General features: G+C 55.3%; 16 protein-coding genes and 2 pseudogenes. 5 read left to right on the forward strand and 13 right to left on the reverse strand.

All coding sequences use genetic code 11. The features are described 5' to 3' along the window. Positions 1–118: 118 nt before the first annotated feature. From uxuA to FGE21_RS18735, 8 genes are all read right to left on the reverse strand, one after another. Positions 119–1,327 (reverse strand): mannonate dehydratase, encoded by a 1,209-nt coding sequence (gene uxuA, locus FGE21_RS18700; RefSeq protein ID WP_139664933.1) that lies wholly within the window; start codon positions 1,325–1,327, stop codon positions 119–121. Between the two features lie 15 nt (positions 1,328–1,342). After that, positions 1,343–2,422, reverse strand: coding sequence for an ABC transporter ATP-binding protein (locus FGE21_RS18705; RefSeq protein ID WP_139664934.1), 1,080 nt, complete (start codon positions 2,420–2,422; stop codon positions 1,343–1,345). A gap of 18 nt (positions 2,423–2,440) precedes the next feature. Continuing rightward, a complete protein-coding gene (locus FGE21_RS18710) occupies positions 2,441–3,496 on the reverse strand; it encodes a carbohydrate ABC transporter permease (protein WP_139664935.1) in 1,056 nt (351 codons plus the stop codon). After that, positions 3,489–4,457, reverse strand: a complete 969-nt coding sequence (locus tag FGE21_RS18715) for a carbohydrate ABC transporter permease (RefSeq protein ID WP_139664936.1) — start codon at positions 4,455–4,457, stop codon at positions 3,489–3,491. Before FGE21_RS18715 ends, FGE21_RS18710 begins: the two co-directional genes overlap by 8 nt. A gap of 70 nt (positions 4,458–4,527) precedes the next feature. Next, positions 4,528–5,793, reverse strand: a complete 1,266-nt coding sequence (locus FGE21_RS18720; RefSeq protein WP_218062792.1) for an ABC transporter substrate-binding protein — start codon at positions 5,791–5,793, stop codon at positions 4,528–4,530. Positions 5,794–5,841: 48 nt separating this feature from the next. After that, positions 5,842–6,900: a Gfo/Idh/MocA family protein gene (locus FGE21_RS18725; protein WP_139664937.1), complete on the reverse strand. Its 1,059-nt coding sequence runs from the start codon at positions 6,898–6,900 to the stop codon at positions 5,842–5,844. After that, complete coding sequence (locus FGE21_RS18730) at positions 6,897–7,913, reverse strand: Gfo/Idh/MocA family protein (RefSeq protein ID WP_139664938.1); 1,017 nt, start codon at positions 7,911–7,913, stop codon at positions 6,897–6,899. The genes FGE21_RS18725 and FGE21_RS18730 overlap by 4 nt, the downstream gene beginning before the upstream one ends. After that, complete coding sequence (locus FGE21_RS18735; RefSeq protein ID WP_139664939.1) at positions 7,910–8,962, reverse strand: Gfo/Idh/MocA family protein; 1,053 nt, start codon at positions 8,960–8,962, stop codon at positions 7,910–7,912. Before FGE21_RS18735 ends, FGE21_RS18730 begins: the two co-directional genes overlap by 4 nt. A gap of 110 nt (positions 8,963–9,072) precedes the next feature. On the opposite strand from FGE21_RS18735, the gene FGE21_RS18740 reads away from it, so the two are divergent. The 4 genes and pseudogenes from FGE21_RS18740 to FGE21_RS18750 all read left to right on the forward strand — a co-directional run bounded on the left by FGE21_RS18740 (position 9,073) and on the right by FGE21_RS18750 (position 10,596). Beyond that, complete coding sequence (locus tag FGE21_RS18740; RefSeq protein WP_176695488.1) at positions 9,073–9,795, forward strand: GntR family transcriptional regulator; 723 nt, start codon at positions 9,073–9,075, stop codon at positions 9,793–9,795. A gap of 85 nt (positions 9,796–9,880) precedes the next feature. Next, a pseudogene (locus tag FGE21_RS20525) lies at positions 9,881–10,009 on the forward strand (IS3 family transposase); the annotation flags it as partial. Continuing rightward, positions 10,008–10,149: pseudogene (locus FGE21_RS18745) on the forward strand (IS3 family transposase); the annotation flags it as partial. The pseudogenes FGE21_RS20525 and FGE21_RS18745, both read left to right, overlap by 2 nt. A gap of 153 nt (positions 10,150–10,302) precedes the next feature. Continuing rightward, complete coding sequence (locus FGE21_RS18750) at positions 10,303–10,596, forward strand: hypothetical protein (RefSeq protein WP_139664941.1); 294 nt, start codon at positions 10,303–10,305, stop codon at positions 10,594–10,596. A gap of 16 nt (positions 10,597–10,612) precedes the next feature. Here FGE21_RS18750 and FGE21_RS18755 read toward each other — a convergent pair whose 3' ends face one another. Genes FGE21_RS18755 through FGE21_RS18775 form a run of 5 tightly spaced genes read right to left on the reverse strand, consistent with a single transcriptional unit; the run spans position 10,613 to position 14,076 of the window. Beyond that, entirely contained in the window at positions 10,613–11,170 is a 558-nt protein-coding gene (locus FGE21_RS18755) for a GNAT family N-acetyltransferase (protein ID WP_139664942.1), read from the reverse strand. After that, positions 11,167–12,450, reverse strand: a complete 1,284-nt coding sequence (locus FGE21_RS18760) for a hypothetical protein (RefSeq protein ID WP_255731665.1) — start codon at positions 12,448–12,450, stop codon at positions 11,167–11,169. The genes FGE21_RS18755 and FGE21_RS18760 overlap by 4 nt, the downstream gene beginning before the upstream one ends. 36 nt (positions 12,451–12,486) lie before the next feature. Further along, the gene (locus FGE21_RS18765; protein WP_139664943.1) at positions 12,487–13,017 is read right to left on the reverse strand and encodes a phage tail protein; all 531 of its coding nucleotides are present in this window, start codon (positions 13,015–13,017) and stop codon (positions 12,487–12,489) included. A gap of 9 nt (positions 13,018–13,026) precedes the next feature. Beyond that, positions 13,027–13,545: a phage tail protein gene (locus FGE21_RS18770; protein WP_139664944.1), complete on the reverse strand. Its 519-nt coding sequence runs from the start codon at positions 13,543–13,545 to the stop codon at positions 13,027–13,029. Between the two features lie 18 nt (positions 13,546–13,563). Beyond that, entirely contained in the window at positions 13,564–14,076 is a 513-nt protein-coding gene (locus FGE21_RS18775) for a phage tail protein (RefSeq protein WP_139664945.1), read from the reverse strand. 910 nt (positions 14,077–14,986) lie between these two features. Here FGE21_RS18775 and FGE21_RS18780 point away from each other — a divergent pair. Continuing rightward, positions 14,987–15,528, forward strand: a 542-nt coding sequence (locus tag FGE21_RS18780) for a hypothetical protein (RefSeq protein ID WP_139664946.1), incomplete at its 3' end; no start/stop codon positions are given.

The raw sequence follows: 15,528 nt of genomic DNA on the forward strand, positions 1-15,528 counted from the left end.
ATTTTTAGGGGGGATTACCGGGCTTTTGCCTTTGCTTTCTGTATCAGCGCAGCGTGCAGGGCTACCCCCGCATGATCTCGGCTATGGAAGACTACCGTCCAGCAGGTGGGGTGCTCGCTCAAGACATAATTTGATCATAGCTCGACATGATACCGCGCAACTCCGCCAATCCTCGTAATCGGCCAACAAGCGGATAGCCCGGCATCATCGGGCGATCGAGATCTGAGACAAGTGAGTGCCCATGATCCGGACGCATTGGGATAATGTGATCTTCGCGCCCCTCGGTGCGTCGCCTGCGCTCTTCGCGCATCAACGCATGCACGGCACCGACCACATCGCTGTCGCCATCCAGATGTTCCGATTCATGGAAACTTGTTTTGCGGCCATCGCTCGGTTCATGCCGCTTGGTGTTGCGCAAGTGGACAAAATGAATGCGATGGCCGAGATTTTCAACGAAGCGAACGGCATCGAAATCTGACGCCACCCCAAGCGAACCGGTACAGAGCGTGGCGCCACTTGCCGAACTGTCTACAGCGTCGAGGATGTGTTTGTAATCGCCTTCGCTGGACATGACGCGTGGCAAGCCAAGAAGGGAAAATGGAGGATCGTCGGGATGGCAACACAGGCGGATCCCCAGGTCTTCTGCCGTTGGTACGACCTCGGACAGGAAATCCACAAGGTTCGCCTGCAGCCGGCCCCTATCGATGTCCCGGTAAACATCCAAATGAGACGTCAGCGCATCAAGCGTCCAGTTTTCGTTTGCGCCAGGCAGCCCGGCGACGATGTTCTGCGACAATCGGAGCTTCGCGTCATCTGGCATAGTCGCAAAGCGTTGCTTGGCGGTCTCTTGGAACTCATCGGAATAGTCTTCCACCGCAGCAGGGCGCGCAAGGATGAAGAGGTCAAAAGCTGCGAAATCAACAAGGTCAAATCGCATCGCAGTGCCGCCGTGTTCCAGTCGCGCGGTCAGTTCCGTGCGTGTCCAATCCAGAACGGGCATGAAATTGTAACACACCGTCCGAAGACCGCATGCCGCAAGGTTTCTCAAGCTTTGGCGATAGTTTTCGAAGTGATCCCGATAGTTTCCAGATTGAGACTTTATCTGCTCCGAGACCACCAGGCTTTCAACGACATCCCACTGGAGGCCGGTTGGCCGGCCGTTGAAATGGCTGATCTCCCCCTGTCTTTGCCTGATCTCATCCTGAGACCAGATATTTCCGGTTGGCACATGATGCAAAGCGCTCACAATGCCCTCAGCACCGGTCATACGCACTTCCGAGATAGTGATCTCGTCAGCAGGGCCAAACCATCGCCATGTCTGTTTCATCGACCTTCTCCCAAGCTATTGCGCGCGCAGTGTGAGACCACTCTCGGTGTCAAACAGGTGCATCGTCTTCTCCGCTGCCCCGACGGAGATCATCTCGCCCGGCTCGACCGTGGTTTGACCGGCGCTGTGAATGGTGATCCCTGTCCCGTCGGCAAGCCGGCCATACAGATATGACTCCGTACCCAACTGCTCGACGGTTCTCACTTCCATCTGCAGGCTTCCGTCCGGCTTGGGTTGCAGGTCTTTGGGGCGAATGCCGAGTGTGACCTTTTGACCAGACACCTGATTGAAGCCATCGGAAGGGATTGCGATTGCTTCTCCCGTTGCGAGCGTCAGCGAATTCACATTGTTGTCGTCGATGGTACCTTCGATGAAATTCATCTTGGGTGAACCGATAAAGCCAGCAACGAAGAGATTGATCGGGTTGTTGAAGAGCTCCAGAGGGGCGCCAAACTGCTCAAGCGCACCAAGGCGCAGCACTGCAATTTTGTCGGCCATGGTCATGGCTTCCACCTGATCGTGGGTGACGTAGATCATGGTGTTCCCCAGCCGCTTGTGTAGGGCTGCGATCTCGCCGCGCATATCGACACGCAACTCAGCATCGAGATTGGACAATGGCTCATCAAACAGGAAAACCCGAGGTTCACGCACCACCGCTCTGCCGATGGCAACCCGCTGCCTCTGGCCTCCTGACAGGTCTTTCGGCTTGCGATCCAGAAGCTGATCGATCTGCAGCATGGCAGAGACTTCGGCCACTTTGGTTTCGATTTCAGCCTTTGGCGTGCCTATGTTTTCCAGGCCAAACGACAGATTTTGGCGCACTGTCATATGCGGATATAGCGCGTAGGATTGGAACACCATGGCCAGGCCACGGTCAGCAGCCGGGATGTCGTTTACAACCTCACTGTCAATAACCACTTCGCCGTCCGTGATATCCTCCAGGCCTGAGATCATCCGCAGCAGTGTCGACTTGCCACATCCAGATGGCCCGACAAATACGCAGAACTCCCCATGCGAAATGTCGAGGTCTATGCCCTTGATGACGTGCGCGGCCCCATATGACTTTTTGACTTTCTTCAGCCCAATACTCGCCATCTCGGCAGTCTCCTTATTTTATTTTCCGCCTGTCGAGGCGATACCGGTTGCAATGTATTTCTGCAGGAACATGAACACCGTCGCGATGGGCAGAAGCGTCAACACAGTCATTGCCAGGAGGTTGTTCCACTGGGTTTGCATTTCACCGTGAAATGAGTTGAGGGCCAGTTGGAGCGTGAACTTCTCACTTTGGTTCAAGACGATCAGCGGCCAGAGGAAATCGTTCCACCGCCACATGATCGCGAGGATCGAGAGCACAGCAATGGCGGGCGCCGACAATGGAATAATGATCCGCCAGAAGATCTTCCATTCGCTGGCCTTGTCCATACGGGCCGCGTCAATGATCTCATCAGGAATGGTAATCATGTACTGTCGCAGCAAGAAGACGCCCGTTGGGGTCGCTGCGCCCGGGACGATCACGCCCCAGAGACTGTTCAGCATTCCCAGTTCCTTGGTAACGAGAAACAGCGGCACCAGAATGACCGTCTGCGGCACCATCAATGTGCCCACAACCAGCATCAAAACGCCCGTCTGTCCGCGAAATTTGTATTTCGAGAGCGCAAATGCAGCCATCGCATTGACCAGAACCATGATCAGCGTGGCCATCACGGTGATAAAGGTAGAGTTCCAGAAGAACCTCAAGAAATTGAACCGTTCAAACAGTTCGGTGTAGTTTTCCCAAGCGAAGCTGAGTTTTTCGAGAGGCTCGCGATCCGCGACATCGACCCTGAGTTTCTCGGAAGGATTGGCAGGGTCCACCATCTGCGCAACCAAGCCGACGCGGCGGATTTGGGCAAGTGTTTTGCCCGCGTGCTCGCCGCTTTGGATATCAAAGAGTGCCAGGGGCTCGTCGTATCCGTCCACGGCCATGGTCTCCTGCGCATAAGGCAAGAAGCGAGGCGGGAACCGGGACAGTTCTGCTTCTGTTTTGAACGAGGACATCGCAAGCCAGATCACCGGCGCGAACATCACGAAGATACCTAGAAACAGATAGCTGTAAGTGACCCAGTCGGTCCAATCCATGCGACCGTTGCCACGCCGCGTCCGCGTCAGAAATCCCCAAACATTACCCATTGAAACTTCTCCGGTTGGCGCGCATCTGCAATGCGGTCAGCACGATCAGAACGAAGGCCAGCATCATCGATGCGGCCGAAGCCAGACCGAACAGACGCGGTGCACCTGCAAATCCTGTTTGATAGATATACTGAACAATCAGTGTTGTAGCCGAACCGGGGCCGCCGCCGGTAAAGGCAAAGACCTCATCAAACGTTTGCACACCTTTGATGAGGGCGAGCACAAGCACCACCAGCATCGTTGGCGCCAGGAGCGGCATCGTAATGCGGCGGAAAGTGCGCCAGGGGCTCGCACGATCCATCAGCGCGGCCTCATAAACGTCGCGCGGGATTGCCTGCAGGCCTGACAGCAGGATGAGCGTGTAAAACCCCATATGGGCCCAGACCGAGAGAAACACGGACCAACCGAAGGCCCAGGTGCTGTCGAGCATCCACGAGTGGCCTTCCAATCCGACGCCTTCCAATACGGCGTTCAGTACGCCGTGCTTCTGGAGAACCCACTTCCAGATCAGCGCAACGACAACCGGAGACAACAGCACCGGAAAGAAGAACACCGCACGAAAGAACCCTCTGGCTCGGATTTTTTGGTTCAGAATGAGGGCTGTCAACAGCGAGAGCCCCACCATAAAGCCGACCTGCAGGATCACGAACCACACAGTGTTCCATACGGCTCGCCAGAAAAAGTCGCTCCGGCATGTGTCTGGATCGAGAAAATTGCCGCAGTCGCCCAACGTCCGGAAGTTCTGCATTCCGACGAAAGGCCTGTCTTCGAGCAGGATCTTGTCGCCCCCTGTCAGCGCATAGACGGCACTGATAAAGATCGGCAGAAAGGTGAATACGCCGAACAAGATCAAGTTGGGCGCAAGAAACACCCAGGCCAACCGATTGATTCCCAGCTTATGTTGCAGGAACAGCATCGGAATCTCGACAATCCGCATTATTGAAGAAAGCACGCTCAGCATATCAGCCTCAAAGTTTTTTTGACGGGTCACGGCAGCCGAGAGCGCCGTGACCCAATTTCGCGTCGTGTGTTTACTTGGTCTCTGCCAGAACAGCCGCGAGATCGTCTTTCGCTCGGTTCATGGCGTCTTCCAATGGAAGCTCACCCACGATGGCTTGCGTCACGCGCTGGACGGTGATGTTGAACATCGCCCGGTTTTGAGGATGGCCCTGATAGGCAAATGCAATAGGTGAAATCTTTGGCAATTGAGCGCCCCAGGCATTCAGCGCGGCCGCCGCAGTGTCAGACGCATCAACGTAGTCGACACCGCTTTCAGCGACCCCGAGGTGCGCTGGAATGTTCCGCGTTCGTGCGGTCATTTCTGTGTAGTTCAGCTCACGCGCCAGGAAGTCGAGCGCTTTTGCGACCATTTCAGGATGTTTGGTCTGCTTGAAGCCAACCAAACCTGACCCACCGGGCATACCGGTGCAACCACCAACGCCACATGGCGAACCAACAACTTGCCAATCAAAGAAATCGCCGATCTCTTCATCAAACCGGCCCACTTGCCAGCTACCTGCGTAGTAGTAGACGAGTTCGCCGTTGATGAATTCCTTCGATGCGTCCTGATAGGAGTTGCCGCCCTGACCTGCCCACACTTCGCGTGCCATGGTGCCATCTTCATGCCAGCCGACAAATTTGGCGACATAGGCCTCAAAGGCGTCATCGACCAGTATCGGGTCACCATTCTCATCAAAGTATTGTGCACCGTAGGAAATCGCCGGGCCGGCAATTCGGTGGCCTGAGCGATCCATTGCCATTGGGTATTCAACCCCGGTTTTTTCCGCGACTTCGCGCGTTGCCGCCGCCCAGGTATCCCAATCGGCATCCGCCGCAGGCACGGCAACGCCAGCCTGATCGAACAAAGTCCTGTTGATGTAGGCCCCGGTAATAGTCAACTGCGTGTGCAAACCATAGATGCCGGTGTCATCCGGACCCGCACGATACCAGTTCAGGAAGTCGCCAAAGCTGTTGTTCCAGTAGTCGGCATCAACATAGGGCGTGAGGTCGAGGTAATACTCATTCAAGCCACCAAGATCCGTTACACCGGCAATGTCCGGACCTGTTCCGGCCGCAAGCTGTACCGGCAAGTTTTCCAGAATGGCGTTATATGGAACCACGTCCATCACAATGTCGACGCCGGGGTTCTCTTCTTCGAAACCGGTCAGGATGTCTTCCCAGATTTCACAGCCATTTCCATCTGCTCCGCACATGACACGGATTTCTTGTGCAGAGGCTGAGCCAGCGGCCAACATGAGTGTCGCACCGGCAAGTGCGGTTGATAGTTTAAGTTTCAATTGGGTCTCCTCCCCATTTGACGTTGGTTTGGTCGTTTGATTGTCAGATCATGCAGGCGACCACCCGCTATAAAGTGCTTCCTCCTTCCCTATAGGAAGTTGCACCAGCCGCCCCTCCCGAGCGGACGTATAAATGGCCGTAACCAGCTCGATTGAGCGGCGGCCGTCTTCGAAGGTAACCTCCTTACCCCCATTGTCGCTCAAGGCATCTGCGATCGCGTCCAGGAACCCCGCAAACCCAGCGTAGGGTGCTGCGACCTCGGCCAAAACGCGATCAACGTCTTCTTGCTTGGTTGCGCCCCGCGCGGTGAAGTGCCAGATGCCTTCGGCCGGCGCGTAGGGGTTTGATCCACTTTCGGCGGTCAATCCCTCAAAGCACAGCTTCAACCGCGAGGTATCGGGGGCGGCACCGAGCGTGACCGAACTCGTCACCAATGCGCCGCTTTCCATCCGCAATGACACTGCGGCGCAATCTTCAACCTCAATGTCGTTCACACGCGTGTCGGTGAAGGCCGCAACTTGTGCCACGGGCCCCAGGATGTTGCTTAAAATGTCGTGAGAATGGATTGCATGGCCCAGCAGAGCCCCGCCGGACTCACCCTCCCAGGTTCCGCGCCAGGCAACGTCATAGTAGGGCTTTTCGCGGTTCCAATGGGTTTCAGCGCTGGCAACAAGGGCCTTGCCCGCCAACCCGGCCTCCATGAGGGCCGACAATTGCGAGAAGGCCAGGCCGAACCGATACTGGAACACCGGAAAAACCTTGCCGCCGGTCTTCTCAATCGCGGCCTGCATCAGCGCCACTTCGGCCAGGGAGCGTCCGATCGGTTTTTCGCAAACGACATTCTTGCCAGCCTCCAATGCCTTGATAACCACGGGAGCATGTAGGTGCGGCGGCAAACAGACATCGACGAGGTCGATGTCCGGATCGGACAAAACAGCCGCTATGTCGCTGACAATTTGGATTTTTGGATCATTCTCGGTCGCCGCTGCAGCGCGCGTGGTGTCCAGGTCACACATGAACTTGACGTCAAACCGTTCCGGCAGTCGCCGATACCCATCCAGATGGGCTTTCCCAATGCCGGAGCCAAGAATTGCGACTTTGATCATGACAGTTGCCCCTCTGCGATGGCCTGGGCCGTTAACGCAAGCTCGCAGACCTTGAATGCATGCGCCTGCGTCATTGCGGTCTCGGTTCTGTTGCGGATGTCGTCGGTCAACCGTGTGAAGTAGGGCATGCCTGCATCACTTGCGTTGATCTTTTCGCAGCGCGTTCCGTTGGTGAGGATCAGATGATCGGTGCCATCGTCGCCACCGACATCCACATACTTGCGAAGCTCAATGTAGCCTTCGGTCCCAAGAATAGTGAGGCGACCATCGCCCCAGGTGGGCAACGCATCCGGGGTGAACCAATCCAGTCGGATGTAGCCATGTCCGTGCTCGCTCTTTAGAGCGAGCTCACCAAAGTCCTGCAGACCCGGATCACCCTGATTGGCAAAATTGCGCACATTCGCCATCGTGATCTCAGCATCGGTAGAGCCTGTGAAATACAGGAACTGGTCGATCTGGTGGCTTCCGATGTCCGTCAGGATGCCGCCATAGGCATCGCGATCAAAAAACCAATCCGGGCGCGTTTGACGGTTCAGGCGGTGTGGTCCGAAACCTACGGTTTGAACAACCTTGCCAATCGCGCCATCGGCAACGAGTTCGGCCGCTTTGGTCACACATGGAACTTCGAAACGTTCCGAAAAGTCGATGGTCCAGATGCGTTTTGTGCGTGCAACGCAGGCTTTGATGTCGTCGAGCTGCGCCAGGGTGGTACAGCCCGGCTTGTCACTCATGACATCCTTGCCCGCATCCATCGCCTTGATGGCCCAAGCTGCCCGGTCTCGTGGGATGCCAGACAGCATGATCAGCTCGATACTGGGATCAGCCAGCAGTTCCTCTGCCGTTTCAACGCGCGGCACATTAGGAAACCGCTTGGTAAAACCTTCAGTTGGCTCCGGATTGCCTTCGGTGAACCAGCCGACGAATTCGCCCCCGGCTTCGATCATATTCTGGGCCATGCCGAAAATATGCCGGTGATCAATTCCGATGGCTGCGAATTTAAGTGCGTTTGTCATGAATTTAGATACTCGATTTTTCCGTTCTTGGAAGAGCGCGTTATTGCTTCAATCAGGTTGTGTGCCGCCATCGCGTCCTCACCAGAGGCAAAAGGCGCTGCAGCGCCGGTCACGACCCTTGCGAAATTTTCTATGATGGTTTGATGCCAGTCATGGGTGAAGGCCATCGGGTCAGCACCGCCGCCTGTCGAGGCTTCGTCGCCGTGGACGCTCTTCTCGCCATCGCGCGGGTTCACTTTCAACTGACCCGACTCCAGATGCAGGGTGGCATTCTGAAAATGGAGGGTGATCGACTCTGCGCCGCCCGGATAGCTCGCCGTACTTGCAACCAGCGATCCGACCGCGCCGTTGGTGAACTCGAGACCTGCGACAACGAAGTCCTCGGATTCCATGTGATGAAACCTCGTGGTCTTTGCCATCGCCTGCACCGACATCACAGGCCCGGTCAGGCTGAGTGCGAGGTCAATCGTGTGAATGGCTTGACTGATCAGGACGCCGCCGCCATCGCGCTCATAGGTGCCCCGCCCCGGCTCATCATAATAGGCTTGCTCACGCCACCACGGCACGTTCATCTCAACCAACCCGAGCGGCCCAAGCTCGCCTGATTTGATCATCTCTGCCGCGATCTGAGATGCCGAACGTGCGCGATGCTGGAAGACGATCCCGAGCTTTACTCCTGCGGACTTGCAGGCATCTACAATGTCCCGAGATTCCCCGGCTGTACGCCCAATTGGCTTTTCCAGAAGGATGTGCTTGCCCGCCTGCGCGAGGGGTTCGATCAACTCAAGTCGAACATTGGGCGGTGTGGCGATGATGACAAAGTCAATCTCGGGATCGGACGCAATCGCATCAACGGATCCATAGGTGATCACATCATGGCCAAGCTGACTGGATGCGTCCTTTGCCAGAGCATCCGCGCGTGCGTTTGACCTTGAGGAAATGCCCTTCAGGCGAACTTTCTGGGCCGCATCCACACATGCCGCGACATGCGTCTTTGCGACCATACCAGCTCCGATCAGAGCAATTACCGGCCGTTTTGTTGTGTCCATATCCATCCCTGCGGAGCGTTTTTCAGAATGTTTGCATTCCTGTATACCGGTTGTCAACCGGTGGAATTCCGGTATACAGACTGAGAAATCTGGATGCGCTGGAGGCAAACTTGAGCAAACGAGCAAAGGTAGTTTCACTGCCCCGAAAGTACGTCCAAAAGATCGACCCGTATCGCCCGGCCGCGGAGCAGATCGCCTCATCGATTAAGTTGGCGGTCCTTGAGATGAGCTTGAAGCCCGGGCAAATTATCTCTGAAACAGAGATCGGCAATGTCTACGGGGCGTCACGAACCCCTGTGCGGGAAGCCTTTACCTGGCTGAGGGACCAAGGCCTGATCGTCACCTATCCAAGCCGCGGGAATTTCGTCTCCAGGCTCTCCATCCCGCAGATCAAGGGCGCACAGTTTGCCCGCGAGTCGCTTGAGGTCTCCATTGCAGAGCTGCTGTGTGATGAAGGTCTGAGTGGCGAAACTGTACACGAGATCGAGGCCAATCTTGCCTCCCAGGATGAAATGTTGAAATCGGGAAATGGCACGGCCTTTCGCACCCTCGATGACAACTTCCATCTGGCACTTGCTGACGCGGTTGGACACCCTCGGATTTGTGACATCATCCAAAAGGAAAAGGCCTATTTGGATCGATTGCGAGTGTTGTCCCTCACCAGCATGGATCACATCGCGGAGCTGGTCAAAGATCACCGAAACATCTTCGACGCGATCCAATCGGGAGACAAGCCTGCGGCGCGTCAGCACGTGCGCCTGCATCTTCGCCGCGTTCTCAGCACTCTTTCCGAACTCTTTGAGGCGCATCGCGAATACTTCGACGACTATTGACGGACTGCATCATGGTCCGACCGGTATGGACCTGTCATTCTATCCAATGTGCCTCTCCTGCCCGGGGCAAGGCAGGTGAAGTGGTCCCAGAACCAGTCAGCCGCACCCGCAGCATCCGGTCTTCCCGTATTTGCTGAGAAAGATGCAGATCGACCGTCCGAACCAGCTTTGGTGCGCCGACATCACCTTCGTGCCGGTCAGGAATGGCTCCCTGGCTGGACCAATACATCATCAACAGGATCGAGGAGGCCCAACACTTTGCCACACACGTGGCTCTGGACTTACAGCAATGACCGACCGAACATGGGCATCGGCGGCATCACACCCGCAATGAAACTGAAAATGGCTGCGTAAGTTCTACGACCTCGTCCAGTTAAAATCGGGAGGATTACCGAGCCTTATGCGGGCTGGGGGAATTGCCTTTACCGATTGGCCGTTGCTGGGTACAATCTATTGGCATGTTGGGCTTGAAGTAACTGATTAAAATGGAATTCTTTGGAGGCAGGAATGACGGAATTACAGATGCTCAGCATCGGCGACTTCGAGAAGTTTCTCAATAAAACATTCGATGTGCGATCTGTCTCGCCGGAACTGACGCTGGATCTCGTTGAGGTCAAGCTTATGGGGCAGGGGGAGCGCCCAGGAGGTGCATTTTCCACACTTTGGCAGGGCCCCAAAGACCCTTTTCTGGGTCAGTCGACACATAAGCTTTACCAGGAAGAGTTTGGCGAACAGGACGTGTTTCTGGTTCCTGTCGCTGAGAAGGAAGCAGGAATCCAATACGAAGCGGTGTTTACCTGATTGCGCCTCTGACCGGTTAGGGGTTTGCGGACCAGATCAAGAGGTCGTAGACGCCTTTGTCTTCTTGTTTCTCAAACCCCAGTCTTCGATAGAGTTTCATGGCTGGATTTTCTTTCTCCACATGAATACTGACGGCTTTTTGCAAGGCTGCGGCTTCTGTCATCAGGTCCTCCAGGATGCCCCCCCCGATTCCGAAGCCACGCGCGAGAGGTGAAAGAGTAATGTCTATGATCCTGTGCTCTTTTTGCCAGCGTTCAAGGTAGAGCCGTCCGACCGGCGCCTCCTCTATCTGAATAATCAACCAGAGCGCGGCGGGGTAATGGGCCTGATAATGCTGATGCTGCGCCTCGAATTGCATTGTGACAAAGGCTTGCTTCTCGGCTTCGGACCATGGTGTGCGATTCAGTTCGACCTCACGGGTTGATCGATAGAGCGCCATAAGAAACGGAGTGTCCTCGTCGTGGATGCATCTATAGGATACCCCGAACTCTGCCGCGCGCTTTATCAGCGGGAAACGCGCCTTGTGCAGAGGTGGAATTTCCGGCTGTGTGACCGCGTCGCGTGCCATCGTCATGAGGGCGGGTTTGGAGTGACATCCTCGGTCAGGGCGATCGCGGCCAAGTCCGTGCCCAAAGGCACCCAAGTCGCGGACCAATGCGCAAGCGTTTGTTGCTTGAGGTAGGACGCCGCGCCTGTCGCCGTCTCAAGCGCAAAGAGATCCAAGTTTGTATCCGCATTGGGCTGCAAAAAAAGCGCGCTATCATTGGCGACATGCGCAATAATTTGCGGAGAGGACCATTGCTGATCTGCCTCTGGGGTCTGATACTTCGCGTAAACTGGGCTGTTCGCACCAGATCCGACCTGAGCAACCAGATAGAGAGCGTTATTGGACGCGGTTCCGATGGCCATCGTATGGACTGGATCCGCGAAAGAGGCAAAAAGCGCCCAGTCGGAGAATTTATCGACACTGACCTGCAGCTGCACCCTCATGTAAATCTTGCTGCCGATACTGGCAAAGATGTGAACAAGGTCATTCACGCCGAGGTCACAGACCAACTGGTCGAAGCCGGTCAAACCACCGGAGATATCTTCCCAACCTTCCCAGTCTTCCGGCAACAGGGGGCGAATGCTGCTCTGTATGTTCATGTAGGGAACGTTATTGTCATTTAGACCGGTGAGAATAATCCGCCCATCCGCGTTTTGGGTGCCGGTCAACGTGCTGACCGCGCCGGGCAACCGTTGCCAGTCCGACCAAATCTGACTTGGCGGTGCCGCGACTGGGGCCGTCACCTCAATCGGATCTGTTGTCCCGGGGGGCACAACGGTGGTGGTCTCTTCCTTTACGGTGTTGGCGTTTTGGTACTTCCACCATATCGCATTGTCGGGCGCAGAACTGGTGCAGAACACATTGGCCCGGCCGGTGACCCCTTTGATCAGGAATGTGTCGAGATAGCCGGTAACGCCGTCTGGTTTGCCGAGATCCAGCGGGTCCGCAAAGCGATCCGCGACATTATCGCCCCGTGCTTCATGTATATAGATCAGATCGTCATTGGCGCTGTTCACCGCAAGCAAGCTGACGTAGCCATCCTGGGAAACCGAAGCGTTGAGGTGATCATGCAGGTAGCTGAGCGTGGTCAGATTTTTGAAATCGCTTGCAAAACCAACATTCTGATCAGTCTGATCCTTGTAGACCAAGCTCCCACCTGAGGTGATCGCGCCAAAAAATATCCGAAAATAGCTTGGCTCCACATTCGCGCTGCCTGCAAAGTCTTCTGGATTAGCGTTTTCAACTGACATATCGATATGTCCTTCCAATAAGCGTGTCTGAACCTCGCACTTGCCGGTTTTCTCCAAAGGGTCATCTGGCCACAGTTGCGAGGCAAGCCGAAGCTAGCCGCGTGACGGATAGAGACCGACAAGCGCGATGATGAAGTTCATCACAAGAAATGGCTGCAAGTTGTTGTGCGCTTGACTTCCCCCGGCCCAGCCCACTGCGTTCGGGCTAAACAAATTTTCGCTCGCTGTTTCTGCTGGGTGGTAAAGGTCGTCACGAGACGTTCGAGCCACCGCAGTTGCTGTCGAAGGTATATTGGTCGTCCCGCTGCTGTTTCCAACTGCGCGAGCAGTGTGGCTGTGAGATGGCATTTGCTGCTCGGTCAAGCTAACCATTTCCGAGCCCCCACGCTCTCCTAGTCTGCGCGATGTCAGCCCTGGCCCCCGTCCGGGATGCATTGGTGCGCGCCCCTCAAGGTTAGGCAGTGCCGTGGTTGAGCGCCCATCTCCCCCGTAGATGGTTCCAATCAGCGAAAACAAGGCCGTATTCTGAGAGATGGGCAGTAACTGACCGTCACAAAAGGCCCAGCCGCGCGGCGCAAAATTACCGGCAAAGATCCGGACTTCTGCAATAAATGGATCAGACATATTCGCCTCCTAGTGCCGTGACGGGTAGATGCCGAACAGCGCCACAATGAAATGCAGACAAAGAAATGGCATCAGGTTCGTGTGCGACCGACTTCCCCCGGTGTGGGTGATCATCGCCGATGCCATGTTTGTGTCCTGGTCGGCCTCAGTATAGAAATTGACGCCGACACCTTCCGCAGCCAGATGGTCTTGGGGGGAGGTCGACACTGCGGGTTGCCGAATGGCGTTAAACGTGTGGCTATGACTTGGCAATTGATTGGTGGTGAGAGTAACAGTTTCGGATCCAGACCTTGACCCAAGGCGCCTGGGGGTGAGCCCTGGGCCGGTCCCGGCATGGATCGGCAAGCGCCCGCGCAGATCCGGCAGGCCAAAAGTTGTTCTCCCGTCACCACCGTAAATCGTGCCTAAGAGCGAAAAAAGCGCATCGTTTTGCGAAACTGCCAAGAGTTGCCCGTCGCAAAAGGCCCAGCCTCGAGGCGCAAAAGTTCCTGCAAACATACGAATTTCACCTACAAAGGGTTCTGCCATCCTATGTCCTTTCCAGGGTTAGTTGCGCGAGGGGAAAAGCCCCTGCAGGGCAATACAGAAATTTACTGTGGTATAGGGCTGCATGTTGTTGTGCGCCTGACCCCCTCCAGCATTGGTGATCGTTCCAGAACGCAAAGCGACTGATCCGCCACCCGCTGGGGGGCTATAGGCAAAGTCGGGATCCAGCTCTTGGGCAAACATATTGCCTGCCGGCAAGCCGGAATTCGCGGTTTTGCCAATGGCCATTGCCTCATGCGTGTGCTGTGGCATTTCCACCACGGACAGGGCATGTGTTTCTTCACCGGACTTCTGGCCGACCCGATGGCCGTTGCCTGGGTGAACCGGCGTGCGTCCCCTTAGATCGGGCAGTGCAAAAGAAGTTCGACCGTCTCCGCCATAGGTCGTCCCCAGGAGCGAATAAAGCGATTGATTCTGATTGATCGGCAGGATCTGCCCGTCGCACAATGCCCAGCCTCGTGGCGGAAAGTTAAAGCCCACCATACGGACTTCTGCAAGAAATGGCTCCGACATAACTCCCCCTCAAGTTCTTCAAGTATGCCAAATTTAATTTTTGCTTCGAAAAAATACGGGACGCGCAATCTCAAATGGCTGCGCGTCATCTGGCCATGTGCCGTCGGTTCCGACGTCAATGGCATACAGTCACACGAGTTGTTTCCAAAAATCAACAATGAAATGTCAAGTCGGCTCAAGATACTATTGGACTGAGGCAAGGGCTGTTCTGTAGAACTTTTTATGAAGGGGCTCTGCGCTTGATTTGGCAAGGGGAGCCTGCTATTTTGCGAAAAAATATCGAATCTTTTACAATCTAGGCGCGCGCCTTGGAGGGGCCGCTTGTCGGAATCTGGAAGAGGCGCATCTCGACCTCGGGCTGCTAAATGCCGCCGAAATTCGATCTCTGTGAGCATGACATAAGTAAGTATTTGATATTAATCATTAATATTATCTCGCATCTCGTCGAAGTGCGGCCGCGTATGGGGGCTACTTTGTCTGCGGCCTGCCCGGATTCAACCGATGCGTTATACCGACCGCATGCTGAGCCGCTGTGATGTGACGGCGATGTGACGTCTTAACCCCAATTCAATGCAGGCGCTAAAAATACAGTTCAGTATCAGGCGGTTGTGTTTTAAATTCCGATGTGGGCTTGCTGGATGGTATGCTTGATGTGAATGTGGAGGCGCAACTCGCGTTTGGAGCCGATTCTCATCGGATCATCCATTGCAAATGGGACTAGGCTTTCGGGATTGGTCGGGTTTATCTGCGCCGTCCGTGCCTTTAGGAAAACGGCGGGTCCTGTAAAATTCCCTTGTAATTTCGCTCTCTTGCCACAAAGATCACATTTGCAGTTTTCATGTTGATCTCTGGTTGATTTTTGCTCGCGAATTGAATTCTGTATTAGAGTTTTTTGGTTTGGAATGAATTCATGATTGACCAGTGCCAGTCACTAAAGAAGCTAACAACAAACAAAGGCGCGTCCTGGTCGCGAACCTTGTTTCGAGCGCTCGCGATTGTTGCGTTGTCCTGCCTACTCACTTTGGGGCTTGTCCCTGTCCAAGCCCAGGCCGCTTTCACAGATTGCCCTGTGAACAATGTTCCATCTGATCCGATCAATTTGAACCTGACAGATGGCGTCTGTACTGGGGAAAGCACGGCGGACGACCCATATGATGACGATTTTATCGCGATTCGCGCAAACCCAGCACCTTTGACTGAATTTGAACTGTTTGATCTTGCTGCGGGCGCTGACACCAGAGACCTGATTTACAGCGTCAGCAATGGCTCGCACCAAGGTACTCTGCAGCGAGGCGGAACGACTGTTCTTCCAAATATCGACTGTTCAGGGGGCTGTGTGATTACAGGCACCCATGGCGGGGTGGCATTCCCGTCCTTTACATATACGCAGACTGGCGGTTCTGGCACGGTTGGCGCGGCGCCGGCTTCGGAGGCGGAGATCGACAATCTCAC

It is taken from the genome of Phaeobacter sp. B1627 (genome assembly GCF_006265095.1).
Classification (GTDB): Bacteria; Pseudomonadota; Alphaproteobacteria; order Rhodobacterales; family Rhodobacteraceae; genus Epibacterium.